21 protein-coding genes and 2 pseudogenes are annotated in these 25968 nt (G+C 61.3%); 14 read left to right on the top strand and 9 right to left on the bottom strand.

What is annotated here, in order from left to right:
* Positions 1–5 precede the first annotated feature (5 nt).
* Positions 6–386 (top strand): annotated as a pseudogene (locus C6W92_RS18195) (transposase); the annotation flags it as partial.
* Between the two features lie 248 nt (positions 387–634).
* On the opposite strand, the gene C6W92_RS14335 reads toward C6W92_RS18195, so the two are convergent.
* Positions 635–1549 carry a LysR family transcriptional regulator gene (locus tag C6W92_RS14335; RefSeq protein WP_129434378.1) on the bottom strand — a complete coding sequence of 305 codons (915 nt, stop codon included), beginning with the start codon at positions 1547–1549 and terminating at the stop codon, positions 635–637.
* A gap of 101 nt (positions 1550–1650) precedes the next feature.
* On the opposite strand from C6W92_RS14335, the gene speB reads away from it, so the two are divergent.
* The 7 genes and pseudogenes from speB to C6W92_RS14370 all read left to right on the top strand — a co-directional run.
* Positions 1651–2631, top strand: a complete 981-nt coding sequence (speB, locus tag C6W92_RS14340) for an agmatinase (RefSeq protein ID WP_206735541.1) — start codon at positions 1651–1653, stop codon at positions 2629–2631.
* A 26-nt stretch (positions 2632–2657) separates the two neighbouring features.
* On the top strand, positions 2658–3521 hold the full coding sequence (locus C6W92_RS14345; RefSeq protein ID WP_129434380.1) for a transporter substrate-binding domain-containing protein: 864 nt from the start codon (positions 2658–2660) through the stop codon (positions 3519–3521).
* A gap of 87 nt (positions 3522–3608) precedes the next feature.
* Positions 3609–4271, top strand: a complete 663-nt coding sequence (locus C6W92_RS14350) for an amino acid ABC transporter permease (protein WP_129434382.1) — start codon at positions 3609–3611, stop codon at positions 4269–4271.
* Between the two features lie 9 nt (positions 4272–4280).
* A complete protein-coding gene (locus C6W92_RS14355) occupies positions 4281–4961 on the top strand; it encodes an amino acid ABC transporter permease (RefSeq protein WP_129434383.1) in 681 nt (226 codons plus the stop codon).
* A 79-nt stretch (positions 4962–5040) separates the two neighbouring features.
* Complete coding sequence (locus C6W92_RS14360; RefSeq protein ID WP_129434424.1) at positions 5041–5769, top strand: amino acid ABC transporter ATP-binding protein; 729 nt, start codon at positions 5041–5043, stop codon at positions 5767–5769.
* Between the two features lie 209 nt (positions 5770–5978).
* Entirely contained in the window at positions 5979–6821 is an 843-nt protein-coding gene (locus tag C6W92_RS14365; protein WP_241691173.1) for an IS256 family transposase, read from the top strand.
* Positions 6724–8004: pseudogene (locus C6W92_RS14370) on the top strand (IS1182 family transposase); the annotation flags it as partial. The gene C6W92_RS14365 and the pseudogene C6W92_RS14370, both read left to right, overlap by 98 nt.
* 288 nt (positions 8005–8292) lie before the next feature.
* Here C6W92_RS14370 and C6W92_RS14380 read toward each other — a convergent pair.
* From C6W92_RS14380 to C6W92_RS14395, 4 genes are all read right to left on the bottom strand, one after another.
* On the bottom strand, positions 8293–9057 hold the full coding sequence (locus tag C6W92_RS14380) for a GntR family transcriptional regulator (protein WP_129434385.1): 765 nt from the start codon (positions 9055–9057) through the stop codon (positions 8293–8295).
* A 4-nt stretch (positions 9058–9061) separates the two neighbouring features.
* Entirely contained in the window at positions 9062–10291 is a 1230-nt protein-coding gene (locus C6W92_RS14385; RefSeq protein WP_129434386.1) for a CoA transferase, read from the bottom strand.
* Complete coding sequence (locus C6W92_RS14390; RefSeq protein WP_129434387.1) at positions 10288–11475, bottom strand: acyl-CoA dehydrogenase family protein; 1188 nt, start codon at positions 11473–11475, stop codon at positions 10288–10290. Before C6W92_RS14390 ends, C6W92_RS14385 begins: the two co-directional genes overlap by 4 nt.
* 98 nt (positions 11476–11573) lie before the next feature.
* Complete coding sequence (locus C6W92_RS14395) at positions 11574–12077, bottom strand: MaoC family dehydratase (protein ID WP_129434388.1); 504 nt, start codon at positions 12075–12077, stop codon at positions 11574–11576.
* A gap of 335 nt (positions 12078–12412) precedes the next feature.
* Between C6W92_RS14395 and C6W92_RS14400 the strand changes: the two genes are divergently transcribed.
* The 5 genes from C6W92_RS14400 to C6W92_RS14425 all read left to right on the top strand — a co-directional run bounded on the left by C6W92_RS14400 (position 12413) and on the right by C6W92_RS14425 (position 18978).
* On the top strand, positions 12413–14389 hold the full coding sequence (locus tag C6W92_RS14400; protein ID WP_129434389.1) for an FAD-dependent oxidoreductase: 1977 nt from the start codon (positions 12413–12415) through the stop codon (positions 14387–14389).
* 42 nt (positions 14390–14431) lie between these two features.
* Positions 14432–15415: a tripartite tricarboxylate transporter substrate binding protein gene (locus C6W92_RS14405; RefSeq protein WP_129434390.1), complete on the top strand. Its 984-nt coding sequence runs from the start codon at positions 14432–14434 to the stop codon at positions 15413–15415.
* A 79-nt stretch (positions 15416–15494) separates the two neighbouring features.
* A complete protein-coding gene (locus C6W92_RS14410) occupies positions 15495–15977 on the top strand; it encodes a hypothetical protein (RefSeq protein WP_129434391.1) in 483 nt (160 codons plus the stop codon).
* A 2-nt stretch (positions 15978–15979) separates the two neighbouring features.
* A complete protein-coding gene (locus C6W92_RS14415; RefSeq protein ID WP_129434392.1) occupies positions 15980–17464 on the top strand; it encodes a tripartite tricarboxylate transporter permease in 1485 nt (494 codons plus the stop codon).
* A gap of 623 nt (positions 17465–18087) precedes the next feature.
* Complete coding sequence (locus tag C6W92_RS14425; RefSeq protein WP_129434394.1) at positions 18088–18978, top strand: polysaccharide deacetylase family protein; 891 nt, start codon at positions 18088–18090, stop codon at positions 18976–18978.
* Positions 18979–18987: 9 nt separating this feature from the next.
* Here C6W92_RS14425 and C6W92_RS14430 read toward each other — a convergent pair whose 3' ends face one another.
* Genes C6W92_RS14430 through C6W92_RS14440 form a run of 3 tightly spaced genes read right to left on the bottom strand, consistent with a single transcriptional unit; the run spans position 18988 to position 22628 of the window.
* Positions 18988–19476, bottom strand: coding sequence for a (2Fe-2S)-binding protein (locus C6W92_RS14430; protein WP_129434395.1), 489 nt, complete (start codon positions 19474–19476; stop codon positions 18988–18990).
* 10 nt (positions 19477–19486) lie between these two features.
* Entirely contained in the window at positions 19487–21769 is a 2283-nt protein-coding gene (locus C6W92_RS14435; RefSeq protein WP_129434396.1) for a xanthine dehydrogenase family protein molybdopterin-binding subunit, read from the bottom strand.
* Between the two features lie 4 nt (positions 21770–21773).
* Positions 21774–22628, bottom strand: a complete 855-nt coding sequence (locus C6W92_RS14440; protein ID WP_129434397.1) for a xanthine dehydrogenase family protein subunit M — start codon at positions 22626–22628, stop codon at positions 21774–21776.
* A 514-nt stretch (positions 22629–23142) separates the two neighbouring features.
* On the opposite strand from C6W92_RS14440, the gene C6W92_RS14445 reads away from it, so the two are divergent.
* Positions 23143–24513, top strand: coding sequence for an aminotransferase (locus C6W92_RS14445; protein WP_129434398.1), 1371 nt, complete (start codon positions 23143–23145; stop codon positions 24511–24513).
* Between the two features lie 21 nt (positions 24514–24534).
* On the opposite strand, the gene C6W92_RS14450 is transcribed toward C6W92_RS14445, so the two are convergent.
* Complete coding sequence (locus C6W92_RS14450; RefSeq protein WP_129434399.1) at positions 24535–25962, bottom strand: NAD-dependent succinate-semialdehyde dehydrogenase; 1428 nt, start codon at positions 25960–25962, stop codon at positions 24535–24537.
* Between the last annotated feature and the right edge of the window lie 6 nt (positions 25963–25968).

Here is a 25968-nt window from a genome sequence, read left to right on the forward strand (position 1 = left end):
CTTGAATGCCGGGCTGTGATTCCGGCGCGGTCGTCTTGTCATGGTCATCTCCTCGCTTGCAGCATCATGCTGCTGTTGCGCGGAAAATCCACTTATCCCAGCTGTTCAGATTTGCGCAGCCACATCTCAACATGACCCGAACAGCCCTGGAGGGGTTTGGCAAACAACTTCTCAAATCAGACGAGGTGGTGATCGAGGCGACCGGCAATTGTATGGCCGTGTCGCGCGTGTTGACGTCATATGTGAAGCGGGTTGTGATCGCCAACCCACTTCAGGTGAAGGCCATCGCCCACGCGCATGTGAAGACCGACAAGGTCGATGCCGCGACGCTGGCGAGCCTGCATGCCGCCGGTTACCTGCCTGCGATCTTGTCGGCATCGCTCCGGTGACGACGACGCGACGCGTCCGTGGCAGAGAGGACTTCAATCTCGGGTCTGAACTTATGGTCGGCCATAAGGTCGGACTTAGCACCGCCACCGAAAGTGCGTCAGACGGCCTCCGCCGGAGGGATACCACCCGCCGCGATACGCCGCCTTTTCAAACTCCGTCACCCATTTCCCGGCATAGCTCTCGGTCGACTCCTCTCAGTACTACCCGATCAGGTCAAATCCGAACGTACTTCAGACTTTCCTTGTCACTCGGAGACTTTGTGTACACTGAGAATAGTGTCATAAACATGCGCAGCGGCGAGCGTGTGTCGTAAGCCTTCATGGCGTGATACACATATTGTGACATCAAAACTGAAGAGATCAGCCCGAATAATGCGCATTTCCTGACGCTCAACCCAGTAACGTGCGTAAACTTCAGGCAAGAAGCCGACGTAATTGCCGCTCAGTATGAAATGCGCAATCCCCTCCATCTGATGCGAGACAGCGAGGGCGGGGCGATTGAAAGAAGAAGAATATGGCGTAAGGGGTGACACAAATCCGCGCCGCACGGAGCCTTGCTCTGCGATCAGTTCCGGCGTCATTTCATCCTCATCCAGATCGAACAGGGGATGACCTCTGCCGCAGATTAGTCGTTGTTTCTCGACGAAGAGCGGCACTTGCGATACGCCTTTGCGAGCTTGGAACTGAGGCGTGATCGCCAAGTGGACTTGCCCGCGCACGAGTTGCTCCTCGATATGGTCGGGTGGGCCGATCCGAAGCACGATTTTCAGGTCTTCTGCTGCCGCGATTGCGATGCGGATCGCATCCCGCAGACGACAGTCGGTGTTGGTGATAAGGTTGTCGACCACCCCGATCGCCACCTCTCCAACGATCCGCTCCTTGAGCTGCCCTATCTGTGCATGACACTCATCGATTGATGAGAGCATGGTTCGCGCCGCATCATATACGGCTAGGCCACGCGCAGTCAGCGCGAACCCGGCACGTCCGCGACTGCACAGTTTGAATCCGAGCCGCGTTTCCAAATTGGACATATGCGTGCTGATGGTGGAGCGCGACAGGTTCAACTCAGCCTGCGCCAAAGCGAAACCGCCACATTCCACGATCGTGCAAAAAACGCGCAAAAGTTTGATGTCAACGTCTGCGATTGGCGAGCTTGGCATTTATGTATGAACATCTCGAACTGAATTTCTATAAGTTGACGTTTATTGAACAATCATCATGTGTCAACCTTCCTGTCATACAGCAAATAGGGAGTAGGCTGATGAAGCCAAAAGACACGGAATTTCAGCCCATTCCAGGTATGAAGACTGCGCGTTTTGCCGGAATGCCGACCTTTATGCGCCTTCCCCATCTGGAACTGGACAGCCCTCGGGCGTCCAAGACAGACATTGGCATTGTCGGCGTTCCCTTTGATGGCGGTACCTCGAATCGGCCGGGACCGCGCCACGGGCCGCGGCAGTTGCGCGATCTGTCCACGATGATCCGAACCACCCATCCGCGCAGCGGAGTAAACCCTTTCGCACTCGTCAATTGCGCCGATCTGGGGGATGCGCCAGTCAACCCGATCGACGTCATGCAAAGCCTCGATCTGATCAGCGGTTTCTACAACGAGATGTCGGACAAGGGCATTGTGCCGTTGTCGGCGGGGGGGGATCATCTGATTTCCTACCCGATCCTGCGTGCGCTGGGCCGCGAGGGGGCCGTGGGGATGATTCATTTCGATGCGCATACCGATATGAACGATGCCTATTTCGGGGACAGCAAGTATACGCATGGCACCCCGTTCCGGCGCGCGATCGAGCAGGGGTTCCTGGACCCCGAGCGGACGATCCAGATTGGCATTCGCGGAGTGAAATATGAAGCTTCTGATTTTGACTGGGCGCTGGACCAGGGAGTCAGGATCGTTGAAATCGAGGAACTGTTCGAGCGTGGCGTGCCGTCGGTCATGGAAGAAGCGCGAAAGATCGTGGGCGATGGGGAAACCTATGTCAGCTTTGACATCGACGGGATCGATCCGTCCTTTGCGCCCGGAACGGGCACGCCGGAAATCGGTGGCTTTACAAGCTTTCAGGCCCAGCAAATGGTTCGGGCGCTTGACGGGCTCAACCTAATCGGTGCTGATCTGGTCGAAGTCTCTCCGCCATTCGATCCGTCCGGTGGAACGGCCTGGGTGGGGGTATCCATCATGTTCGAACTGCTGTGCGTCCTCGCAACGGCACAGAACGCAAGAGCCTGTTCCTGATCCAGAACATACCAAAATCAACCAACATGGAGACCGAAATGAAACCGACGAATTTTCGCATGACAGCATTGGCCAGGGGAGTGTTCGCTTGTGTCACCGCCCTGGCGCTGAGCACGCCAGCCATTGCCCAGGGAAGCCTGGAAAGCGTGACCGCCAGTGGCAAGCTCACGGTCGCGACCGAGGTTGCCTATCCGCCGATGGAGTATCTCGAAGACGGTAAGGTGGTCGGATACGGTAAGGATATCCTCGACTTGGTTGTAGCTGATATGGGGGTCGAACTGGAACAGCTTCAGCTACCGTGGGACGGTATATTGGCCGGCGTTTTGGCCAAGAAGTACGACCTTGTTGCGACCTCGGTTGCGATCAAGCCTGATCGTGTGAAAAAGTATGCCTTTACCCGCCCGCTGGCCGTCGCCCAAACAATGCTGGTTAAACGACATGGCGACGAAAGCATGTCTGACCTCGGCGATGTGAATGGCAAGCTGGTCGGCGTGGAACTGGGATCATCCCAGGCGAAGGAAGTCGAAGCCTTGGACGCCGAGCTGAAGGCAAATGGGGGATCGGGATTTGCCGGTATTCGCGGCTTCAAGTCTACCGATGATATGCGGCTGGCGCTGGCCAGCGGCCAGATTGACATCGGCACGATACCGTCATTCTCGCTGGCCCCCATGCAAAAGCAGCGCCCGGACACCTACGCCAAGCTCGGCATGATCGGCGACGGGACGGTGTTTGCCTGGGTGGCGCATCCTGACGGTGCCGACCTGCGGGACCGTGTCAACGAGGCGATTACCAAGCTCGATCAAGCGGGAATCCTGAAAGAGTTGCAGATGAAGTGGTTCGGCTTCGAGATGGAAATTCCCGAGGATTACCTGCCCGAAGGCGCTCTCTGAAATGTGCACATCGGCCCGGAAGCGCCCCTCCTCTCTTCGAGGGGGCGGGTTTCTGGGCCTTGACCAATCCAGCCGAAAGCATCGAGCATGGACCTGCAATTCATAGAGATCATCCCGAAAACGGGGCCATTGTTCTGGGGCGCGCTCTATACGATTTTTGTCGGGCTCCTCGCTTGTGGCCTCGGGATTGCCGTAGGCACGGCCTTGTTGCTGATGCGAAACAGCCGGTTCTGGCTTGTTCGAAAGTTTGTCGGCATCTACGGCAGCTTTATCCGCGGAACGCCTGCGCTGGTCCAGATCCTAGTATTCTACTATGCGCTTGCGCCGCTATCGGGGATCAATGTCGGGCCGCTAACGGCCGGGGTGATGGCCGTTGGGTTCAACAGCGGTGCCTATGTCGCCGAGATCCTGCGCGGCGGATTGACCCGCATCCCGAAGGGGCAATGGGAAGCCGCCGAGGCGCTGGGGCTGCCCAGGCACAAGATCTGGTTCAAGATCATCCTGCCGCAGGTTTTCAATTCCGTGATCCCGCTCCTGGTGAACGAGTTCACCATGGTGATCAAGATCACGCCGCTCTTGTCCACGATCACGGTGGTCGAGCTGACCCGCGCCTCGCAGATGCTGTACAATGAAACCTTTCGTCCTGTCGAAGTATTGCTGCTGGCCGCGCTGATATATTTCGTCATCTGCTTTTCGGTCAGCCAGTACGGAGAATACCTTCAGCGTCGTTCAATGAAATATCGTCTTTAGGAGCGAGCAATGACGTTCGACTTCATGGCAGTCTGGAACAATCGGGATATCCTGATTGAAGGCATTCTCAACACGCTTCTGATCTCGGTGATCGCGATACCGGTCGGGATATGCATCGGGGTGTTCGTGTGCCTGCTCCGGATTTCGAAAGCCCGGCTGCTGCGCTGGCCCGCGATTGCTTATATCGAGATCATGCGCAATATCCCCTTGCTCATCCTGATCTTCATGGTGTTCTACGCGCTTCCGTTCTACGGCGTCAGGTTGTCGGGTCTAACCACTGGATTCATATGCCTGTCGATCTATGGCGGCGCCTATTTCGCCGAGGTTTTTCGCGGTGGGGTGGAGGCTGTTTCCCAAGGGCAGTTCGACGCGGCCAAGGCACTGGGCTTGAAATACGGGTTTTACATGCGGCGGGTCATTTTTCCGCAGCTTTACAGCTATGTATTTCCGCCTGCCACCAATATTGCCCTGACGATGATCAAGGAATCCTCGTTATTGTCGATGATCACCGTCGCCGAGTTGACCTACGCCGCTCATGAGATCAACGGGCGCACATTTACCCCTGTCGAAACCTTTACGACGATTGCCTTGATCTACTGGGGTATATCAATCGTCTTTCTGAAACTGACGGCTATTTTGCAGTCTCGGATCGAGGTGGAGCACATCAGAATCCCCATCGCCATACGCTAGGCCCATGAAAAGGATGCCGAACTCAATGGAAACAGGTCAGGACATCGCCGTCGAACCCGCCCGCGCCGAGGATAAGACCATGGTCGATATCCGGGGAATGAACAAATGGTATGGCACCTTTCAGGTTTTGACCGATATCAACCTGAGCGTTCGGTCCGGCGAGAAGATCGTCATATGTGGTCCTTCGGGGTCGGGAAAATCCACGTTGATCCGGTGCATTAACCGGCTAGAGGAGCACCAGGAGGGCGATATCATCGTCGATGGCATCCCGCTGACCGAAGATGTCAAGAACATCGACCAGATCCGGTCGGAGGTCGGCATGTGTTTTCAGCAATTCAACCTGTTCCCGCATCTGACCGTGATGGAGAATTGCTTGCTCGCGCCGATGTCGGTCCGGAGAACGTCGCGCGCCGAGGCCAAGCGGCTGGCGCAGCATTATCTGGAAAAGGTGCAGATACCTGATCAGGCCGACAAATACCCCAGCCAGCTGTCAGGAGGGCAGCAGCAGCGCGTGGCGATCGCGCGCGCCCTGTGCATGCAGCCTCGCATCATGCTGTTCGACGAACCCACCTCTGCGCTCGATCCGGAAATGATCGGCGAAGTGCTCGACACGATGGCGGAACTGGCACGGGAAGGCATGACCATGATCTGCGTGACCCACGAGATGGGCTTTGCCCGAAAGGTCGCCGACCGGATCGTGTTCATGGATCAGGGCCGGATCGTCGAAGAGGGTGATCCCGTCTCATTTTTCAACCACCCACAGAATGAAAGAACACAAAAGTTCTTGAAGCAAATCCTGCAACATTGATTAGAGTGCGGATGCGTCGTAACCTCGCAACACTCGCCGACTGAACTGATGCGGTGGATACCCCCTGATTGCTGTGAAGGGTACGTTTCATGGATCATCCAGAATGTGTGGGCTCGCAGCGGGCAGATCGGGTGGATTTCGACCCTCGCGTGCGGCTAGAATTTTGCGGCACGCAGTTCAGTTCGGACGGCGGACAAACGCAATGCTGGATGCTGAAGCGGACCGGGTTATGCGGGGCTGGCCGGTATGAGCGCAACGAGGGCCGCAAGGACACGCGGGCGGGCAGTTACGAGCGTTCGCTGGAGACGAAGGCCGGATCGGTGAAGCTGAAGGTTCCAAAGCTCCGGCGTCAGACCTTCGAGACGGCGATCATCGAGCGGTACCAGCGCCGGGAAAGAAGCGTCGAGGAGGCGCTGATCGAGATGTATCTGGCCGGCGTTTCAGTGCGTCGGGTCGAGGACATCACCGAGGCGCTCTTGGGCACGCGAGTCAGCCCCGGCACGGTGTCGAACCTCAACAAGAAGATCTATGCCAAGATCGACGACTGGCGGCACCGCAAGATCGAGGGTGATCATCCGTATATCTTTCTCGACGGGATCGTGATGAAGCGGTCGTGGGCGGGCGAGGTGCGCAACGTGTCGCTGCTGGTGGCCATCGGCGTCACCACAGATGGCTACAGGGAAATCTCCGGCATCGTGGAAGGCCCCAAGGAGGACAAGTCCGGCTGGTCGGCCTTCCTGCGTCACCTGGTGGATCGTGGGTTGTCCGGTGTGCAGCTGATCGTGTCAGACGCCTGCCGGGGGCTGGTGGAAAGCGCAGCGGAGTTCCTGCCGAACGCTCAGTGGCAGCGCTGTGTCGTGGGGCTGTTGAAAAAGGCCAGGGCCTCTGATTCACTTCGATTATGGAAGGATCGATCTGAGGTCAGGAATGCTGGAGCGGCGGTCTTGCGAACAATTGGAGTTTTTCCTTTGCGGCTCATTACGGGACCTCGTTCCCGACGATCACGTGCTGGCCCGGATCGATCGGGTTCTCGACCTGTCATGGCTGCATGACGATGTCGCCGATCTCTATGCATCCGGTGTTGGTCGTCCGGCCATCGCCCCCGAGGCAGCCCTACGCCTGATGCTCGCAGGCTTCTTGCTCGGCATCGTCCACGACCGCCGCCTGATGCGCGAGGCACAGGTCAACCTGGCGATCCGTTGGTTCGCGGGCTTCGGTCTTCGTGAGCGTCTCCCGGATCATTCCTCGCTGACGCGCATTCGCCAACGCTGGGGTGCCGAACGGTTCCGGCGCATCTTTGAGCGGACGGTGCAGGCTTGCATCGCCGCGGGGATCGCCAAGGGCGAGGTCGTCCACGTCGATGCCTCGCTGATCCGGGCGGACGTCTCCTGGGACAGCCTCGTGGTCAGCCATGTCGATGCAGTTGCAGTTGCGAACGGCGATCCAGCTCCAGATGAAGATAAGACGCGGCAGGCCCGTAACGCGAAGAAGACCGGCAAGTTCAAGAAGGTCTGCCCGACCGATCCCGATGCCAGCATGGCCACCAATGGCCGCAACCGTCGCCTGGAGCCGAGCTACAAGCAGCACGGCACCATCGACGATCAAGCCGGCGTCGTGCTCGATGTCGAGGTCACAACCGGCGAAGTGAATGAGGGCGCGCCGTTCCTCGATCGGTTGGACGCCGTAGCAGACCTGGCTGGCACAGCCATCAAGACGGTCACGGCAGATGCCGGATACGCCTATGCCAGGATCTATGCCGGGCTCGAGGAGCGCCAGATCACGGCGGTTATCCCGGCCAAGGCGGAACCGATCCGCAGCCCGGTGCCGATGCGCCGGTTCCGTTACGATGCCCTGAATGACATCCTCAAGTGCCCGCGCGGCAAGAAACTCAAGGCCGGACGGGCCGTCAAGCACGGGCGCTTCTTCACGTCCCGTGCGCGCGACTGCCGCGGCTGCGATCTCGCCCATCTCTGCCTGTCGAAAGGCCGCAAGAACAAGGCCGTCGTGCTGGGCAATGATTATCCGGCCCTGCTGCGCGCCCGGCGCCGGCGCGAACGCTGGAGCACCGAAGACGACCGCCTCTACCAGCGTCACCGCTGGCGGTCCGAGGGCTATCACGGCGAGGCCAAGAGCTGGCATGGCCTCGCCCGCGCTGTTCGGCGCGGGCTCCAGAACATGCGTATCCAGGCATTCCTCACGGCGGCCGCGGTCAACCTCAAGCGGCTCGCGGCCGCCTTCTGGAGCGCCTTGGCAGGCATATTGCCGCTGTTGTGCGGGCAAATGGCCCCACCGACGAGCTCGGCCCCGCGTGATGCAATCGCGCATGTTGCTCAAACGATGAGGCCAACATTGACGGCGTGAGCTCCCTGAGCGCACCAAAAATGCCATTCTTCAACAGCCCCCGGGTGCATTTCTACCGTAATGTTTTCAGCCTGGTACCCTCGGGCAAGGTTCGCGACGTCAGCAAAATGCTGAAGGCGATCCACGCCCAGGAGGACCACCTGGAAGATTCCTGCCCGCCCCTCAGCGCTCCGTGGCCAGGCCGCGCTGCTCGAACAGCGTGTTGTACTGGAAACGGTTGGCCGGGTGACAGTTGATTGCGACTTCCACCAATTCGCCATCGCTGGAGGTATAGCGACGCGTGATCCGCAGGATGGGTGACGCAAGGTCGGTCGTCAGTCGCAAGGCGAGATTGCGGTCGGCCGTCGCCGCTTCGATCGTCTGATCGACCCGCGCAATGCTGAGGCCATACGCCTCCTCTATGCTCCGGTAGACTGGAACGGAATACGCCCCGACATCGGCGGCAACGCCGCCATAGGACTCGGCGATGTAGATTTCCGTGTAGGCGAAGGGCAGCGCCTCGTCGCCGGAGCGTCTCAGTGCAGAGATGCGCAGCCAGACGCTGTCGTCCGGGCAGCCGAGCATACGAGCGAACTCATGATCCACCACGATCTTCTCCGTAGTAAGGATCTCGAGACGAGTCTCGGCGACATACTGCATGAGGCTGTCTACCGAATGAACGGAACTGACAAAGCGCTTCGGCGCGAGACGGGAGGCGACGATCGAGCCGGAGCCGCGCCGGCGGCGAATGATGCCTTCATCCTGAAGCTGGCGCAGCGCGTCGCGGATCGTGTAGCGGCTGGCCGAGAAGCGCTGACACAGTTCCTGTTCCGATGGTAGCTTCTGACCGACGGGATAGGCTCCCTCGGCGATTTCCTTAGCAAGTTGGGCATAGATCGCGCGATAGAGCGGCATGTCCGGCACCGTCGCGCGAAGCTTCTTCTTCATAGCGTCATATTATCCCACGGCTACGCAATGATACCACCTCTTTCTCATCATAGCCGAGCTCTTCGAGCAATAGATCGGTGTGCGCACCTAGGCTGGGCGCAGCTTTTCGGGGCAGAGGCCGGCCGTCGACCTTGAGCGGCGAGGCCAGCATTTCGAACGGCGCCTCTCCGTTTTCGCGCTCGAAGGAACCAATCAAGTCGCTCTGGCGAACGTAAGGATTTTCCAGCGCTGACTCGATGTCGTTGACGGGCGCGACCGGGACCTCTCCGCTCAGCAGCTCCAGCCATTGGGCCGTCGTCTTTGTCAGAAAGACCTCGTCGAACAGGTCTGTCAGAAGCGCGCGATTTTCGAGGCGCGCTTCGAAATCGCAGAAGCGGGGGTCGTCCCCCCATTCGGGCTTGCCGATCTTGCTGACCAGTGGGCGCCAGAACTTCTCCTTGTTGCACATGATGAATATCCATCCGTCGGCCGTGCGGTAGAGCTGGCTTGGCGTCAGCGAGGGATGCGCTGATCGCGGATCGCGGGACTGGTTGTGGCCCGCGTTCAGATACCAGACAGCCAGATAGTTGAGGTTGTGCAGCGCGGTGTCAAAGAGGCTGGTGTCAATGTCGCACCCGATCCCGGTGCGCCGTGCGCCGTTGAGCGCGGAGGACAGCGCAAATGCCGACATCAATCCGGTCATCATGTCGACGATCGACAGACCGAACCGGGCCGGCGGGCCCCCCGGTTCGCCGGTCACGGCTAGATAACCTGCCTCTGCCTGCATCAGGTAGTCGTAACCGGGCCACGACTTGCGCGGCCCGGTCCGACCGTAGGCTGACAGGTGCGCACATACGATCTTCGGGTTCACGTCCTTGAGCGATGCGTAGTCGACGCCAAGCCGCTCGGGCTGGTCGCCGCGCATGTTGTCCATGACGGCGTCGGCGCTAGCGACCAGCCGGTGGAAGAGCTTCTTGCCTTCTGCATCCTTCAGGTTGATCGTGATCGACTGCTTGTTCCGATTGAAAGCCTGGAAAAAGTGGCTGTCACCGTCCGAAAAGAAGTGCGGTCCGATCACCCGCCCGACGTCGCCCCCGTCGGCCGGATTCTCCACCTTGATGACTTCCGCGCCGAGATCGGCAAGCAGCATGCTGCCAAATGGCCCGGCACCGTATTGTTCGACGGCGATGATGCGCGTTCCGGCGAGCGGCAGTGCTTTCTCCGTCATGGTTGCAGCCTCATTCGATTCGGTCATCCTAGGCTGTCTCCGGCTGCGGCCATTTTGACCAGACGCTTGGCGATGATAACGCGCTGGATCTCGTTCGTGCCTTCGCCGATCACCAGAAGCGGGGCATCGCGATAGAGCCGTTCGACATTGAATTCCTTGCTATACCCATATCCGCCATGGATACGCAGCGCTTCCTGAGAGTTTTCCATCGCCGCCTCGGTGGCGAAGAGTTTCGCCATTCCGGCCTCCAGATCGGATCGCTCGCCGCGGTCGACCTTGCGCGCGGCCTTCTCGGTCAGCAGGCGAGCCGCCTCGACCCGCGTCGCCATGTCGGCCAACTTGAGCTGAATCGCCTGATGCTCGCAGATCGGTTTGCCAAAGGTCTTTCGAACCTGCGCATATTCGAGCGCCTCTTCGAGCGCCGCCCGCGCCACGCCAACCCCGCGCGCCGCGACATTGACGCGACCGAGTTCGAGCCCCGCCCCCGCGCACTGCATACCCTGGCCCTCGCCGGCAATCAGGTTGAAGGCAGGAACGCGATAGTTGTTGAAGACTAGCTCTGCACTGTCGATGCCCTTGTAACCCAACTTTTCTAGCCGCTTGCTGGCCTGAAACCCGTCGCCTTTCTCGGCGATGAACATGCTCATCCCCTTGTGACGGGGATCGGCCTTCGGGTCTGTCTTCACGAGCAGGGCGAAGCACTGGCCGTAAATGCCGTTCGAAATCCAAGTTTTGGTGCCGTTTACCACATAGTGGTCGCCATGGCGCACGGCTTGGGTCCGGATCGCCTGCAAGTCGGTGCCGCAATCGGGTTCCGTCAGCGCCAAGCCGCCCCGCAACTCGCCGGTGGCAAAGCGGGAAAGAAAGTGCTGCTTCTGCTCCTCGGTGCCGCGACGGGCGACGATATGCGCCATGATGAGGTGGCTGTTGATGATGCCGCTGACCGACATCCAAACCGCCGCGATGCGTTCGATCACCTTCGTATAGAGGCTGGCCGAAAGGCCGAGACCGCCATACTCCTCCGGGATTATCACGCCGAAGAGGCCCAGCTCCTTCATCCGCTCGACGATCTCCTCGGGATAGATGTCGTCCTTCTCCAGCGCATGCACATAGGGTTTTACGTCGCGCTGCAGGAACCTGTCGACGGAATCGAGAATGAGCCGTTCCTGCTCATCCAATTCCGTGTCGCCGGCGGCTGTGGTGTCGTTCATTGTTAACATCTCCAGATTGTCATCGGGGCGTCACCGTTCGGGCTGAGCCTTGCTGAACGCACCAGGTGAAGGGAAAGGCGATCGCGTCTTATGTTTCGCTAATCGCCGACGCCATGGCCGCGTCTCGGCACGAGGCTAGACCGTTCGAAAGACATGAAGACCGTTCCATCGGCCTTGTAGCCTTCGGTCAGGGTTGTCACGATCCCCTGCGTGGGGCGCTTGCGCGACTCGCGTACGTCGAGGACTTCGCTGCGGGCGTAGATCGTGTCGCCGGGAAAGACCGGGTTGATGAGACGGATCTCTTTCCATCCGAGGTTGGCGATCGCTTTCGCGCTGACGTCGTTAACCGTCATGCCAAGCACGATTGCGAGGGTGAGGCCGCTGTTGACTAGCGGTCGGCCGAATTCTGACTTCTCGGCGAAGGCATGATCGCAATGCAGCGGATGGGAGTTCATCGTCACAAGGCTGAACTGGATATTGTCGACTTCAGTCACCGTGCGACCGGGTCGGTGTTCGTAGATGTCGCCGACTTCGAAATCCTCGAGGTATCGACCATAGCTCGCCACGATCACGCGCGATCGCTCCTGTTCCTCGCGTTCCACTCTCTCGTCCTCCCTAGGGCTCAGACTCTCAAGTTGTCCGGATAAATTTCTATGGATGAATCAGATTTGTCAACACATCGGGTTCAGGAAGCGACCCAAACGGGCGACCAGATCTCGCAAGTCAAGCCGTCGCGCCATGGCTCAAAATGACCAAAAATTCTTGTAATAATATGATAATAAGTATTTTTATTCCGAACTTAAAACTTCTGATAGCCATGCCCGGACGTGACGCGCGTGGCGTGGCGAGAAATTTTTCCAGCGGGCGGACTTGACAGCGCCGGACATCTCCGAAAAGTTATCCGGACAACAATTGCAGGCGCTGAGGGAGGAGCCTTATGTCATCTGGTGACGCCACGGCCTTTTCGAACCTATTCTCTTCCATCTTGGTCGGGGAGAAGACGCTATCGAACCGTGCGGTACTCGTCGCCACCGTGACCAACTATGCACGCGCGAACCGCATCACAGAGCGATGGATCGACTTCTTGGTCGAACGCGCGCGCGGTGGCACTGGCATGGTCATCACTGAGGTGATTGCCGTCGACCCCGACGCGCGTGCGCAGGGCTCGACCGTCACAGGCTACGATGACGACAATATCGAAGGCTTTCAGCGGGCCGCACGTGAAACGCAAGAGGCCGGAGCACGATTACTCGGGCAACTCTGGCACCCCGGCCGTCAACAGCTCTGGCTTCCAGGGGCGTCACCCAAAGGCGTCTCCGATCAGCCTGACGCCTATAGCTGGACCGTTCCCCACGTGATGACCGAGCCTGAGCTCGAACGTGTCGTGGAGGCCTACGTCAAGGTGGCCGAGCGCCTTCATCAATGCGGATTCGACGGCGTCGAGCTTCACGGGGCGCATGGCTACTTGATTACCCAGGTCCTGTCCCCCTGGTCAAATACGCGGAACGACCGCTATGGTGGCTCGACTGAGCGTCGCGCGAAATTCGTCCTGGACATCGCGGAGGGCATTCGCAAACGCTGCGGAAAGAACTTCATCTTGGGCATCAAGCTGCCGGGCGACGAGGGAGTGGTCGGTGGCATCGATGTGGAAGAGGCCTCTCACATCACGAGCCATCTCGCCGAGACGGGGAATTTTGACTACTTCGCCTACAATCAGGGCAATTTCAGTCTCAGCCTCGAGCAGCATGTACCCGACGTCTACTTCAGGCCAGGTCATTTTATCGACCTTCACAAGCAGATCAGACCCTACGCCAAGGGGGTGCCGGTCATGGCGGTCGGGCGCATCAACACTCCCGAACTCGCCGAACGCATCCTGGCCGAGGGATACGCTGACTTTGTAGGTATGTCGCGGGCCCTGATCGCCGATGCCGCCTTTATGGCCAAGGCAGGGTCGGGACGTTCTAGTGAAATCCGCCCCTCGGTGTTTGACAATCAGTCCTGGGGTGAAATTCATGTCGGCAAACCGCTGGAAGAGCCGCAGAACCCACGCCTAGGACTGAAGGGCGACGCCGACTGGACACCCGAGCCCGCCGCAAAGCCACTAAAAGTCGTCGTGGTGGGAAGCGGGCCCAGCGGACTTGAAGCTGCCTGGGTTGCCGCCGCGCGTGGTCACAGTGTGACCCTGCTGAGCGCCGGGAGCGCGATTGGCGGCCATTTCCGGGACGAGGCCGGCCTGCCTGACAGGCGCGAGTTCAGTCTCTTGCTCGACCATTATCGCATGCTTCTGGAGCGTCACGGCGTCGACCTACGTCTATCGACCCGCGTCAGCGCCGTGGATGTACAGGCGCTGGAACCGGATCACGTCGTGTTGGCGACCGGAGCGAAACAGCGAAGGCCGGAAGGTGTCGAAGACAGCGGCGCGGCAATCTCGGGGCAGCACGCCATGGCAATGCTTTCCGAAGGCACGGGTCCTGCGGGCCGCGAGGGCGTCGTGGCGGTCTACGATCACGACCACAGCGCGGCCACCTACGCGCTCGTCGACGAGCTCGCCAAGACAGCCAGCCGCATCATGCTTCTGACGCCGCGCACGTACCTGGCGAGAACCGTGAACTACTGCAGCGCCATCGGCGTACATCGTCGGCTTTACGCGGCCGGCATAGAAATCATCCACGCGGCCACGGTCGAACGTTTCGAAGCCAGAAGCTTAGTGTGGATCAATCCCTACACCGGTGTACAGAGCAGCGCGGAGGGCGTTGACCTGTTCGTCTATTCGACGCTCCGTCGCGCCGACGACACGCTCGCGGCGCCCCTTCGCAATGCCGGCATCGAGGTTTCTCTCATCGGAGACTGCATGTCGCCGCGAAACCAGATCGGCGCCATTCACGAAGGTCATGCCGTCGGCAACGCACTCTGAGAGACAATCAGTCGCCTGAGACTTCACAAGGAGGAGAAAGTCATGTTCAGTATAAAATCTTTGGCAGCGGGCCTATGGGTGGCCGCAGCAGTCACCGCGCCGCTCGCCAAGGCACAGGAAAAACCCGACAACTATCCGACCCGTCCCATCAGCTTCGTCGTCGCTTATCCGGCAGGTGGTGGCATGGACGTCGCCGCCCGCACCATGGCCGGCGTCGCAGAACAACAGCTCAGTCACGAGTTCCGCGTCGAAAACCGGACCGGTGGCGGCGGCATCGTCGGCCACAGCTATCTGGCGAACGAAGCCCGGCCCGATGGGTACGCGGTGGGTGTGGTCGCCAATCCGTTCCTCTTCTCCGACTTCCTCGTCCGCGAGGGCGCGTTCGATCAGACTAGTTTTGAGCCAATCGCGGGCATCAACTTCGACCCGGTCGTTTGGGTCGTCCGCTCCGATTCCGAACTGGCCTCGATGGATTTCGACGGCATCATCAAGACGGCAACCGACGCGCCCGGAGAGTTGCGGGTCGGCGTGATGGCCGGCAACGTCTTTCAGTTCGTAACCGAGATCGTGGAAGATGCGAAGGACGTCGAATTCGAGCATGTTCCCTTTCAGGGTGGCCAACCGGGCGTGACCGCCCTCCTCCGCGGTGACATCGAGATCACCAACGGCTTTTATGCCGAAGTCGAGCAGTACATAAAGAATGGCGATCTGAAGGCTGTGATGGTCTCCGATACCGAACGGCTGCCCTTTCTGCCCGACACGCCAGCCATGAGCGAACTCGGCATCGACATTCCGGCTCGCACTTGGGGCGCCAGCCGTTTCGTGACGGTGAACCCCGAAACGCCCGAGGACATCAAAGCCTATCTCGCCTCGTCGATCTATAGCGTCCTCAGTTCGGACGAAGCCAAAGCCGCGTTCGAAGAGGTCGGCATGACTCTGTCGCCGACGGATCGAAACGTGACGGCAAAGAACTATGCTGCTAGCTACGACGCGCTGTCTCAGTTCCTCAGCGGTCCGACCGAATAACTCCAAACGAACGGAGGAGGCAGGGCGTCGTCTCAAAAGGATACGCTGCCCTGTCTCACGCATACCCGGAGGCCCCATCATGCTCGGTGCTAGATCATTAAGCCTGGTCGTCGTTGCCGGTTGCATCGCTTTTTTTGCAGCGGGTGTGGCCATGGGCGATGCGCGCATCACAAGCTACCCCGGGTTTTTACTTGCCGCCGCGATCGTCATCCTTCCGGTCCACGTCGTCGGTCAGTTTCGCCAAGAAACCGACCGAGCCTGGCTACCCAAGCTCCCCGGAGGCCGCGCGAACCACCTGAAACTCGTGGCGTTCGGCGCCGTGTGGCTGATCGCGATCTGGATCATGCCGTTCACCGGCTTCATCGTCGCGATGACGCTTGGCGTCTGTGCCAGTCTGACCGCGCTAGGCATTCATCGTCTCTACCTCACGGTGCCGGTCGTCAGCGTCGTCGTGGTTGCAATATTTGCACTGATTGAGCGCGTCCTTTACGTGCCGATGCCGCGCGGACCGTTGGAGGACGCCATCGGCGGACTTTTCTATCGCATGGCACAGGGAAGCTGATCATGATCGAAGGCGTTATCGTGGGGCTCGAGCCGCTGGCGCTTTTGGCGGCTGTCGTCGGCGTCCTTCTAGGGATCGTCTTCGGCGCGATCCCGGGGTTAACGGCGACACTCGGCATCGCGTTGCTGGTGCCAGTCACCTTCCTGATGGAAACCGCTCATGGCATGATCATGCTGGGCGGCGTATATGCCGGTGCGATCTACGGCGGAAGTATCACCGCGATCCTGCTCAACATCCCAGGCACGCCCGCATCTGTCGTCACGGCATGGGAAGGTCATGCCATGGCCAAAGAAGGCGATGCCCCGCTTGCACTTGGTCTGTCGGCGGCAAGCGTGGGTGTGGGCGGCCTCATCTCCGGCTTTGTCCTGCTCTGGTTGACACCGTTGCTGGCATCCGTGGCACTGAGTTTCGGTCCTCCTGAGTACTTGGCGCTGATCGTCTTCAGCCTTGTCATCGTGTGCGTGATGCTGTCCACCCCGCTTCTGGGCAACGCGCTTGCCGCGTTGCTCGGGCTTCTAATTGCAACGGTCGGAACGAACCCCGTCACTGGGTCGTCACGCTTTACCTTCGGGTTCTACGAGCTAACCGGCGGCGTCGGCATCGTCGCGATCCTGATCGGCTTTTTCTGCATGTCCCAGGCGATCCTGATCGGCTGGGCCGCATTGACGCAGCATCAGAAGACCGACATCGTCTTCGGTCGCGGCGGCACTGGTGGCGCGCTGGTGAAGGCACTCTGGGCCCGCGCCGGAACGCTAGGTCGTGGCACGGGCATTGGCCTGTTTCTGGGCATCCTGCCGGCAATCGGGCCGGAAACCACTCCCCTAACGACTCACGCCCTCGAGCGGCGGTTCAGCCGCGAAGCCGATCGCTTCGGCAAGGGGTCGAAGACGGGTCTCGTTGTGGCGGAATCCTCGATGGCGGCCAATGTCGGCGGTTCGCTGATCCCGTTACTAGCGCTTGGAATTCCGGGCAGCGGGGCGGCGGCCGTCTTTGTCGGCGCCCTGACCCTGCATGGCCTCAAACCTGGTCCACTGCTTTTCGTCGAGCATCCGCAATCGGTTTACGCGTTCTTTGTCGGTTTCATTATCGTTTACTTGACGATCCTGATGATCGGCCTTTTTGCCGCCCGCTTCTTCGCCGTATTGCTGAAGATTCCGAACGCGGTCGTAGCGACATTCGTGGCCGCCTTCTCCGTACTCGGTGCTTATGCCATCAACAACACCATGTTCGACGTATGGGTGATGCTGGGCGCGACGCTGCTTTCCTTTTGTCTCGCGGCACTCAGGATACCGATCCTGCCGCTTGTCCTGGGTCTGATCCTCGGCTTGCTCTTCGAAGAAAATCTGGTTGTCGCACAGTCGGTCGTTCGTGGACCCGAGGATTTGATAGATAGACCGATCGCTATTGGCCTCGCCCTTCTGTCCGTGGCTCTTCTGGCGATCTCGATTGTGCGTCGAAAGCGCGGCTTCAAGCCTAGATCACGTTGAAAAACGGGATTCACATGCCTGCACCGCCATATGAATCCCGTTTGTCAACACGACCTAGGTGTTCAATCCCACGGTTTGATGGTGTGATCCTTTCGCAGGAATGGAAGGAAGCACTATGGGAAAGTCTGAACAACGCCTTCTGCTGCGCCGACGCGCCGATGTGAGGGCCATGCCGGGCATCAGGCAGCTTGTTTCCAGCGGCTTTCGGGCTGCTTCGGCCGCTCGGTTGGTGGACAGGCCAATTNGCGATCGCTGTATTGCAGCTCTGACGGCGTGCGTGGTCGTGGCGCTGCCGTGACGAACTTGTCCCATAGTGCTTCCTTCCATTCCTGCGAAAGGATCACACCATCAAACCGTGGGATTGAACACCTAACCAGTCCGTTCCACCGATGAAATCGGTCTGATTTCCCACCATTCTGTCAACGGAACTGAACCCTCAGGGTGCAATGCCATTGTTTTACTGGCGCGCGGTGGTGCCTACCGTTGCGCCCGCGCGTATACCCTGCCAAACGCTCCCTTGAAATGCGTTGAAAAGGGGACGAGGGTTTGGTTTCCTCGGGCCTGACCGCGTGAGCGGGACGGCCTGTTTCCGCGACGACGGGAGCGCAACCGGAAAGCTTAGCATGGATTTATTAACCCTCGAACATCATGACCGCTACCCCTATGTCCCGATCTGCGACCGGCCCGATTTCACCTGGCCGGGAGGCAGGCGGCTGGCCTTTTGCATCTGCAACAATATCGAGGTGTTCAGCTTTCTGTCGGGCCTCGGCAGCGACAGCGCGATGCCGGGGGCGGGGCAGACCACGCGCAACTATGCCTGGCGCGATTACGGCAACCGGGTGGGCATCTGGTACCTGTTCGACCTGCTGGACGAGATGGCGATGCCCGCCTCGCACAATTTCAACTCGCTGCTGTTCGACACCTGCCCGCAGATCGCGGCGCGCATCCTCGCGCGCGGAGACGAGTTCGTGGGCCACGGGCGCACCAATGGCGAGCGGCAGGACGTGCTGCCCGAGGCCGAGGAGCGGCGGCTCATCGCCGAGGCGACCGAGGCGATCACGCGCCATGCGGGGCGCGCACCCGAGGGTTGGCTCGGGCCCTACCTGGCGCAGAGTGCGGTGACGCTCGACCTGCTGCGCGAGGCGGGCTATGGCTATGTGCTCGATTGGCCGGCGGACGATCAGCCGTTCTGGATGCGCACGCGCGCCGGGCCGATCCTGTCCGTGCCCTATTCGATTGAGGTGAACGATTCGCCGGTGATGGTGTTCCGGCAGGAGGGGAGCGCGGATTTTGAGCGGATGATGATCGACCAGTTTGACGAGATGCTGCTTCAGTCGGCGAAATATCCGCTGGTCTGCACGGTGGTGCTGCATCCCTTTGTGATCGGGCAGCCCTATCGGCTGCGGGCGTTGCGGCGGGCGCTGGCGCATATCGCGGCAGTGCGAGAGGAGGTGTGGATCACGACGCCAGGGGAGGTGGCGCGGCATTACGCGGGGTTGTTTCCGCCTGCCTGATGCGTGCATTCAGGGGCGGCCCTCTGCGGCGATGCGGCGGGCGGCCAGTTTCGTGGCGGCGACGATCTCGGGATAGGCGGAGCAGCGGCAGAGGTTGCCGCTGAGGTAATGGCGGATGGTGTCGTCGGAGGGGTCGGGGTCGTCTGCCAGGAGCGTTTTCACCATCATGACAAAACCGGGCGTGCAGAAGCCGCATTGAAACGCGCCTGCGTCGATGAAGGCCTGTTGGACGGGGTCGAGCGTGCCGTCGGCTCCACCCAGCCTCTCTATCGTGTCGATGCGCGTGCCCTCGGCCATGTCGGCGAGGAAGAGGCAGCCCGAGACCGCCTGACCATCGACATGGACCGTGCAGCAGCCGCACAGCCCTTGGCCGCAGCTTTCGCGTGCGCCGCGGAGGCCGAAGGCGGTGGTCAGCATGTCGATCAGGTTTTCATGCGGCTGCACCGAGGCGGTGACGGCTCTGCCGTTGAGGGTAAAACTTATATAGCGCGTGGTCATCGGGTCACCTTTAGGAGCGGTCGGCGCGGCTGGCGGATTGCATAACGCGGAAGACGGTTTCGGGCGTGAGCGGCGTTTCCGTCACCTCGGCACCGATGGCGTCGGAGACGGCGTTGCCGATGGCCGGGGAGAGCGCGATGCTGCTGGTCTCGCCGGCACCCTTGGCACCGAACGGGCCGGTGCCCTGGGTGTTTTCCACGTATTCGTTGATGAAGCTGGCCGGTATGTCGAGCAGGCCGGGAATCTTGTAATCTGCAAGCGATCCGTTGGTGAGCTGGCCGTCGGAGAAATCCATCTTTTCGGTCATGGTGAAGCCAAGCTGCATGATCGCCGCGCCGGACAGTTGCGCGGTGGCGAGCCGCGGGTTGATCGGGGTGCCTATATCGCCAACACTGACCAGTTTCGTGACGGTGACATGGCCGGTGTCGCTGTCGACCTCAACCTCGGCCCCGCAGGCCCCGACGCCCCAGAACGGCGTCGCCTTCGGCGACTGGCCGGTCGCAGGGGCGGGCTTCTGGTAATCGGGGATAAAGCTGCCGACCCCGACGATATTGCCCGCCTGCATCCCGTATTTCCTGCGCAACAATTCCGAGGGTGGCACGTTATGCCCCTCGGGCAGGCCGAACGCGGTGGCGAGGGCGGCGATCTTGTTGCGCATGTCGGCCGCGGCCTCGCGCACCGCGTTGCCCATGTGGAAGGTGGAGCGCGATCCCAGCGTGCCCATATCATAGGGTGTCACGTCGGTATCGGGGTTGATGACCCGGATGGAGGCGGGGTTGAGGCCCAGTTCCTCGGCGACGATCTGAGCCATGGCGGTATCGGAACCCTGGCCCATGTCAACGGTGCTGATATAGAGCCCGCAACTGCCGTCGGCGTAAAGATTGACGATCGCGACCGATGTCGTCGGCGCGGTGATCCCCTTGAATCCGAGGGCCAATCCGCGCCCGCGGAAGATATGCCCGTCGCGACGGACGAGGGGCGTTTTCCAGTCGAGGATTTGCGCGACGCGGTCGAGGACCGGTTGAAGCGCGGCATTGGTCATCGGCGTCCCTGTGGCCTGCGGACGGTCCTCGCGCAGCAGGTTCCTGCGACGGAATTCGAGCGGGTCGATCCCCAGCTCCCGCGCGATGATGTCGGTGTGGCGCTCGTAGGCCCAGGCCGTCTGCGGGGCACCGAAGCCACGCAGCGCGCCCGCCGGGGGCCGGTTGGTGTAGACCGCCGAGGAGCGGATGGTGACATTGTCGATGTCGTAGGGGCCGGCAGCGGTGAACCCGGCCTTTTGCGTAACACGGGGGCCGATATCGGCATAGGCACCGCCGTTCCACACGATGTCGCAGCGCCGGGCCACGAGCCGCCCATCCTTGTCCACGCCACTCTTGATCCGGAAGGTGCAGCCGTGGCGGGTGACCATGAAGAACTGTTCTTCCATGGTGAGCGAAATCTTGACCGGAAGCCGAGCCAGCATGGAGAGGGCGGTCACGAGCGCCTCGAGCTTGATGTAGAGCTTGCCGCCGAAGCCGCCGCCGAGATGGGGCACCTTGACCCGCACGCGGTTTTCGGGCCAACCGAGAAGGCGGGCGATCTCGATGCGCACGAAGGAAGGGCTTTGCGTCGAGGTGTGGAGCGTCAGCCGGTCGTCGCGCATATCCGCCACCGCGACGAAGGGCTCCATCGGCGTGTGCATGACCGGCTGTGCCTTGAAACTGTGCTCGAAGACGTGATCGGCGCTAGCAAAGGCGGCCTCGGTGTCGCCGCGATCCAGCCTGTACTGGAGCGCGACATTGGTGTCGCGGACGCCCTTGAGGTGTTTGAGGTCCGGAAAGGTGGCCGCGGGCTTGAGCGTGTCATGCACGCGAACGTCGCTGTGGAGCGCTTCGATCTCGTCCTCGACGAACGGTAGTTCCACGTAATCGACGTCAATAAGCTCCAGTGCCTGTTGGGCGATATGCCTGTCCGCCGCCAGCACCACGGCGACGGGCTCGCCCGCGAAACGCACCTTGCCATCGGCGAGGATGGGCTGATCGTGGAAGGCGGGGCCGTAATAGGGGTGCGGGATGACCGTGCGGATATCGTCGATTGTCACAACACGGAACACGCCGGGCAGGGCGGCGGCGGCGGCGGTATCGATGGCGCGGATGCGGGCATGGGGGCGGTCGCTGCGGAGGATCTTGCCGTGCAGCATCCCCGGCAGCACGAGGTGATGGACGTATTCGGTGCGCCCGGTGACCTTGTCGCGGGATTCGAGCCGCGGGATCGACTGGCCGATGGCGTGGCTCGCTTTTGTCGCCGACATGTGCTCAGCCCTTTCCGATTTCGTTCATGCCGCGCAGGATGTGGACCTTAAGGAGGTGGGCCTTGTAATCGACCGATCCGCGGCTGTCGTGCTCCATCGGCGCTTCCGCTGCGGCGGCGTCGCCCGCGCGGGCAAGCAGTGCCGCGTCGGGGCGCTGCCCGCGCAGCACCTCCTCGGCCCCTGTGAGGCGCTGGGGGATGTCGACGGCGGCGCTCAGCACGATGCGGATATCGGCGATCCGGTCGTCGTCGAAGCGTGCGGCGAGGGTGACGCCGAGCGCAGGCCAGTCATGGATCGCGCGCGTCGTCACCTTGCGGTAGGTGGCGCGCCAACCGGGCCGGCGCGGAACGCGGATTTCGGTGATGAGTTCGCCATCCGCGACGTCGGTCTCGTAGTATCCGTGGAAGAGGTCGGCGACCTTCACGTGGCGGGGGCCGGAGGGGCCGTCGATGATCGCCTCGGCACCGAGCGCCGCCCAGATCGGTGGCAGGTCGAGATGAGGATCGCCATGCGCGAGATTGCCGCCGACCGTCGCGACGTTGCGGACACGGACATTGGCGAGAGTGGCCATGGCGGCGCAGACCACCGGGAATTCGGCGGCGATGAGCGGCGAATGTTCAAGCTGCGAAAGCGTGGCCATGGCACCGATGCGGATATGGTCGCCGTCGTCGCGGCATCCCGTCATCGGGTCCTTCAGCCGTGACAGGCTGACCAGCCTCTTGGGGTGAAAAAGCTGCGATTTCATCATCAGCATCAGCGCGGTGCCGCCGCCGACGGGGCGCACCGAGGGATCGTCGGGATCGAGCAGTGACAGCGCCTCGGCCAGCGTTCCGGGGTATTCGATGGTGAAGCCTGCCATGGCCGAGATGTCGCCTCCGGTCGGTGTCGGGGGCCGGTGATCGCGCTCCGATCACCGGATGTCCTTGTGTAGTTGATGCACGGATTCCGCGGTATGTCAAATTTTTGGAACTGGGTATGTCTGCGCCCTTCGCGGCGTGCAGGGAGTGGTGTCTATGGTGCTGGGCGTGGGATGGGTGAGGCACATTGGCCTTTTGCCACGATAGGAATGGCGCGGTTCGCGCTGGGCGCGGGTCGGGGAGCGCGTGGGGGTGGGCATGATCGTGATGGTCGGGGCGGGGCTCGATTGATCGGGATTTGTTTCCATTAATGAGACAAGTTCCAATTATTGCCTGAGTGCGGGGTGGGCACCCGGCGTGGGCAGCGCCTGGCTGAGCGTTTTCGCGAAATGCGCTTCGTGAGAGAAGACTTCTGGACCGGGCAAATCCGGGTAAGCTGTGGCGGTGCAGCGGTCCGTATCCGAGCAGGTCGGCCCGCGTGCGCGAATGCTGGATCGAACTTTGCAGGATTTGAACATGAACGACCGCTTCAAGCCGAATTCGCTGGCCGCGCGCGACGTGGCTTATGCCGTGCATCCGCAGACCAACCTTGCGAAGCATATGACATCGGGCCCCGTCATCATGGAGGGTGGCGACGGCGTTTTCGTGCGCGACGATGACGGGCGCGCCTATCTCGACGTCTCGTCGGGGCTGTGGTGCTCGTCGCTAGGCTATGCCAACGAGCGGCTGGCGCAGGTGGCATATGATCAGATGTGCAAGCTGGGGGCCTATCACACGTTTCGGCACCACTCGAACGAACCGAGCATTCTGCTTGCGGAAAAGCTCATCGAGATGGCGCCCGAGGGCATGTCGAAAGTGCTGTTCCAGTGCTCGGGCTCGGAGGCGAACGACACGGCGATCAAGCTGGCCTGGTATTATTTCGCCGCCAAGGGCCAGCCGGAGAAATGCAAAATCATCGGCCGCGAGCGTGCCTATCACGGCACGACCATCGCGTCGAACAGCGTGTCGGGCAAGCGCGACATGCATGTGGATTTCAACCTGCCGCTGTCGATGTTCCGTCATACCGAGTTTCCCAACTATTTCCGCTTTCACGAGGAGGGCGAAAGCGAGGAGGCGTTCGCCACGCGCATGGCCGAGTCGCTGGAGCGGCTGATCCTCGATGAGGGGCCTGAGACCGTTGCCGCGTTCTTTGCCGAGCCGGTGATGGGGGCCGGGGGCGCGGTGGTGCCGCCGCGCAGCTATTTCGAAAAGATACAGGCGGTGCTGAAGCGGTATGACGTGCTGCTCGTGGCCGACGAGGTGATCTGCGGGTTCGGGCGCACGGGCAACATGTGGGGGACCGAGACGTTTGATCTCGAACCCGACATCATGACCTGCGCCAAGGCGCTCTCGGCGGGTATGATGCCGATTTCGGCGCTGCTGATCGGCGAGCGGGTGCACGAGGCGATGCTGTCGCAGAGTGAAAAGCTGGGTAATTTCGCCCACGGCTTCACCTATTCGGGGCATCCGGTGAGTTCCGCCGTTGCGCTGGAGACCCTGCGCATCTACGAGGAAATGGACGTCGCACGGCGCACGCGGGAGATTGGCGGCTACATGATCGAGCAACTGCGCACGCTCTATGATTACGATTTCATCGGTGACGTGAACGGCGTGGGGCTCATGGCAGGGATCGAGCTTGTGACGGATCGTGAGAGTCGTGCGCCGTTGGACCAATCCTCCGGGGTCATGGCGCGGCTTGACCGCGAAGCGCGATCGCGCGGGCTGATCTTGAGGCTGATCGGCGAGAGGCTCGCCTTTGCACCGCCATTCATCATCACCGAGCCGGAAATCGATGAGATGATGCGCCGGTTGCGGCCATCGCTCGAGGCCGCCTTTGCCAACGTGTGAGGCCCTCGGGCTGACGTGCGCTCAGCGGGTATCGACGGACACGAGCCGGGTCACGGTGTAGCCGTCGAGCCCCTCGGTGCCGCCTTCGCGGCCGTGACCTGACTGTGCCTCGCCACCGAACGGTGTTTCGGGAAAGGAGGCTGTCATGTGATTGACGGCGAGATTGCCGCATTCAAGCTCGCGACCGAGCCGGTCGATGATCCGGGCCGACCCGGTGAAGGCATAGGCCGCTAGGGCGTAGTCGGTCGCGTTGGCGATCTTGATCGCCTCGTCGATATCCGCGACTGGGCGGATCGCCATGATTGGACCGAAAATCTCTTCGTGCATGGCGCGGGCATTGAGCGGCACGCGGTCGAGAACCGTCAGTGGAAAGAACAGGCCCGGCCCGCCGATCCGGGCACCCCCCGCCCGCAGCTCAGCGCCGCGTTCCGTGGCGTCGGAAACGAATTCCTCCATCGCCGTGATGCGGCGGGCATTGGCGAGGGGGCCAATATCCGTGGCCTCGTCCATACCGTTGCCAGTCACGAGCGGGGCCAAGTGCCGCAAGACCGCATCGACGAAGGTGGCATGCACCGGGGCCTCGACAAGGAACCGGGTGGGCGCGACGCAGACTTGGCCCGCGTTGCGTGCCTTTGCCGTGACGCAGAGCCGGGCGGCGCGCTCGATATCGGCATCCTTGCAGATGATGACCGGGCCGTGGCCGCCAAGCTCCATGATCGTCGGTTTCATCTGCGCGCTGGCAAGCGCCGCGAGATGCTTGCCGACAGGGATCGAGCCGGTGAAGGTCACCAGCCGGACTTCTGGCCGGGCGATCAGGGTCTCTGAGATATGCGCGGGATCGCCGAACACGAGGTTAAGCACGCCGGGCGGGAGCCCGGCCTCTTGGAAGGCGTGGGCCATCAGGACCGCCGTGCCCGGCGTTTCCTCGGACGGCTTGAGGATGATCGAGCAGCCCGCCGCGAGCGCGCCGCCGATCTTGCGCGCCGGTGAACTGGCGGGAAAATTCCACGGAGAGAAGGCCGCGACGGGGCCGATGGGCCGCCGCAGCACACTGTGGCTGAGCCCCGGGGCCGCCGGGATGATGCGACCGTAGACGCGCAGCCCCTCGTTGGCATCCCAGGCCAGGATATCGGCGGCGCGATCCACCTCGGCGCGGGCCTGAACGATGGGCTTGCCCTGTTCGAGGGTCATGGTTGCGGCGATCTCTTCGCGGCGGGCGCGGATCAGGTCGGTGGCTCGGAGCATGATCCGGCACCGCTCGGCCGGGGGCGTGTCGCGCCAGACCGAGAAGCCGCGTGCGGCCGCTGCCACCGCGCCCGCGAGCGTCGGCGCGTCGATGGCCGGGGCGTGGCCGATGATGGACTCGGTCGCCGGATCAAATACGGGGATCGCCGCCGCGCCGCCGATCCAGCGGCCATCAATCAGCATGTCGATGTTCGGATAAGTCATGGCGCG

Origin of the sequence: Roseovarius sp. A46, assembly GCF_004126395.1 — a bacterium.
In the GTDB taxonomy this organism is placed as follows: domain Bacteria; phylum Pseudomonadota; class Alphaproteobacteria; order Rhodobacterales; family Rhodobacteraceae; genus Roseovarius; species Roseovarius nitratireducens.

Coding starts and splice junctions, on each gene's coding strand:
- C6W92_RS14335 (WP_129434378.1), bottom strand. CDS start 1,549: ATGCCAAGCTCGCCAATCGCAGACGTTGACATCAAACTTTTGCGCGTT.
- speB (WP_206735541.1), top strand. CDS start 1,651: ATGAAGCCAAAAGACACGGAATTTCAGCCCATTCCAGGTATGAAGACT.
- C6W92_RS14345 (WP_129434380.1), top strand. CDS start 2,658: ATGGAGACCGAAATGAAACCGACGAATTTTCGCATGACAGCATTGGCC.
- C6W92_RS14350 (WP_129434382.1), top strand. CDS start 3,609: ATGGACCTGCAATTCATAGAGATCATCCCGAAAACGGGGCCATTGTTC.
- C6W92_RS14355 (WP_129434383.1), top strand. CDS start 4,281: ATGACGTTCGACTTCATGGCAGTCTGGAACAATCGGGATATCCTGATT.
- C6W92_RS14360 (WP_129434424.1), top strand. CDS start 5,041: ATGGTCGATATCCGGGGAATGAACAAATGGTATGGCACCTTTCAGGTT.
- C6W92_RS14365 (WP_241691173.1), top strand. CDS start 5,979: ATGCTGAAGCGGACCGGGTTATGCGGGGCTGGCCGGTATGAGCGCAAC.
- C6W92_RS14380 (WP_129434385.1), bottom strand. CDS start 9,057: ATGAAGAAGAAGCTTCGCGCGACGGTGCCGGACATGCCGCTCTATCGC.
- C6W92_RS14385 (WP_129434386.1), bottom strand. CDS start 10,291: ATGACCGAATCGAATGAGGCTGCAACCATGACGGAGAAAGCACTGCCG.
- C6W92_RS14390 (WP_129434387.1), bottom strand. CDS start 11,475: ATGAACGACACCACAGCCGCCGGCGACACGGAATTGGATGAGCAGGAA.
- C6W92_RS14400 (WP_129434389.1), top strand. CDS start 12,413: ATGTCATCTGGTGACGCCACGGCCTTTTCGAACCTATTCTCTTCCATC.
- C6W92_RS14405 (WP_129434390.1), top strand. CDS start 14,432: ATGTTCAGTATAAAATCTTTGGCAGCGGGCCTATGGGTGGCCGCAGCA.
- C6W92_RS14410 (WP_129434391.1), top strand. CDS start 15,495: ATGCTCGGTGCTAGATCATTAAGCCTGGTCGTCGTTGCCGGTTGCATC.
- C6W92_RS14415 (WP_129434392.1), top strand. CDS start 15,980: ATGATCGAAGGCGTTATCGTGGGGCTCGAGCCGCTGGCGCTTTTGGCG.
- C6W92_RS14425 (WP_129434394.1), top strand. CDS start 18,088: ATGGATTTATTAACCCTCGAACATCATGACCGCTACCCCTATGTCCCG.
- C6W92_RS14430 (WP_129434395.1), bottom strand. CDS start 19,476: ATGACCACGCGCTATATAAGTTTTACCCTCAACGGCAGAGCCGTCACC.
- C6W92_RS14435 (WP_129434396.1), bottom strand. CDS start 21,769: ATGTCGGCGACAAAAGCGAGCCACGCCATCGGCCAGTCGATCCCGCGG.
- C6W92_RS14440 (WP_129434397.1), bottom strand. CDS start 22,628: ATGGCAGGCTTCACCATCGAATACCCCGGAACGCTGGCCGAGGCGCTG.
- C6W92_RS14445 (WP_129434398.1), top strand. CDS start 23,143: ATGAACGACCGCTTCAAGCCGAATTCGCTGGCCGCGCGCGACGTGGCT.
- C6W92_RS14450 (WP_129434399.1), bottom strand. CDS start 25,962: ATGACTTATCCGAACATCGACATGCTGATTGATGGCCGCTGGATCGGC.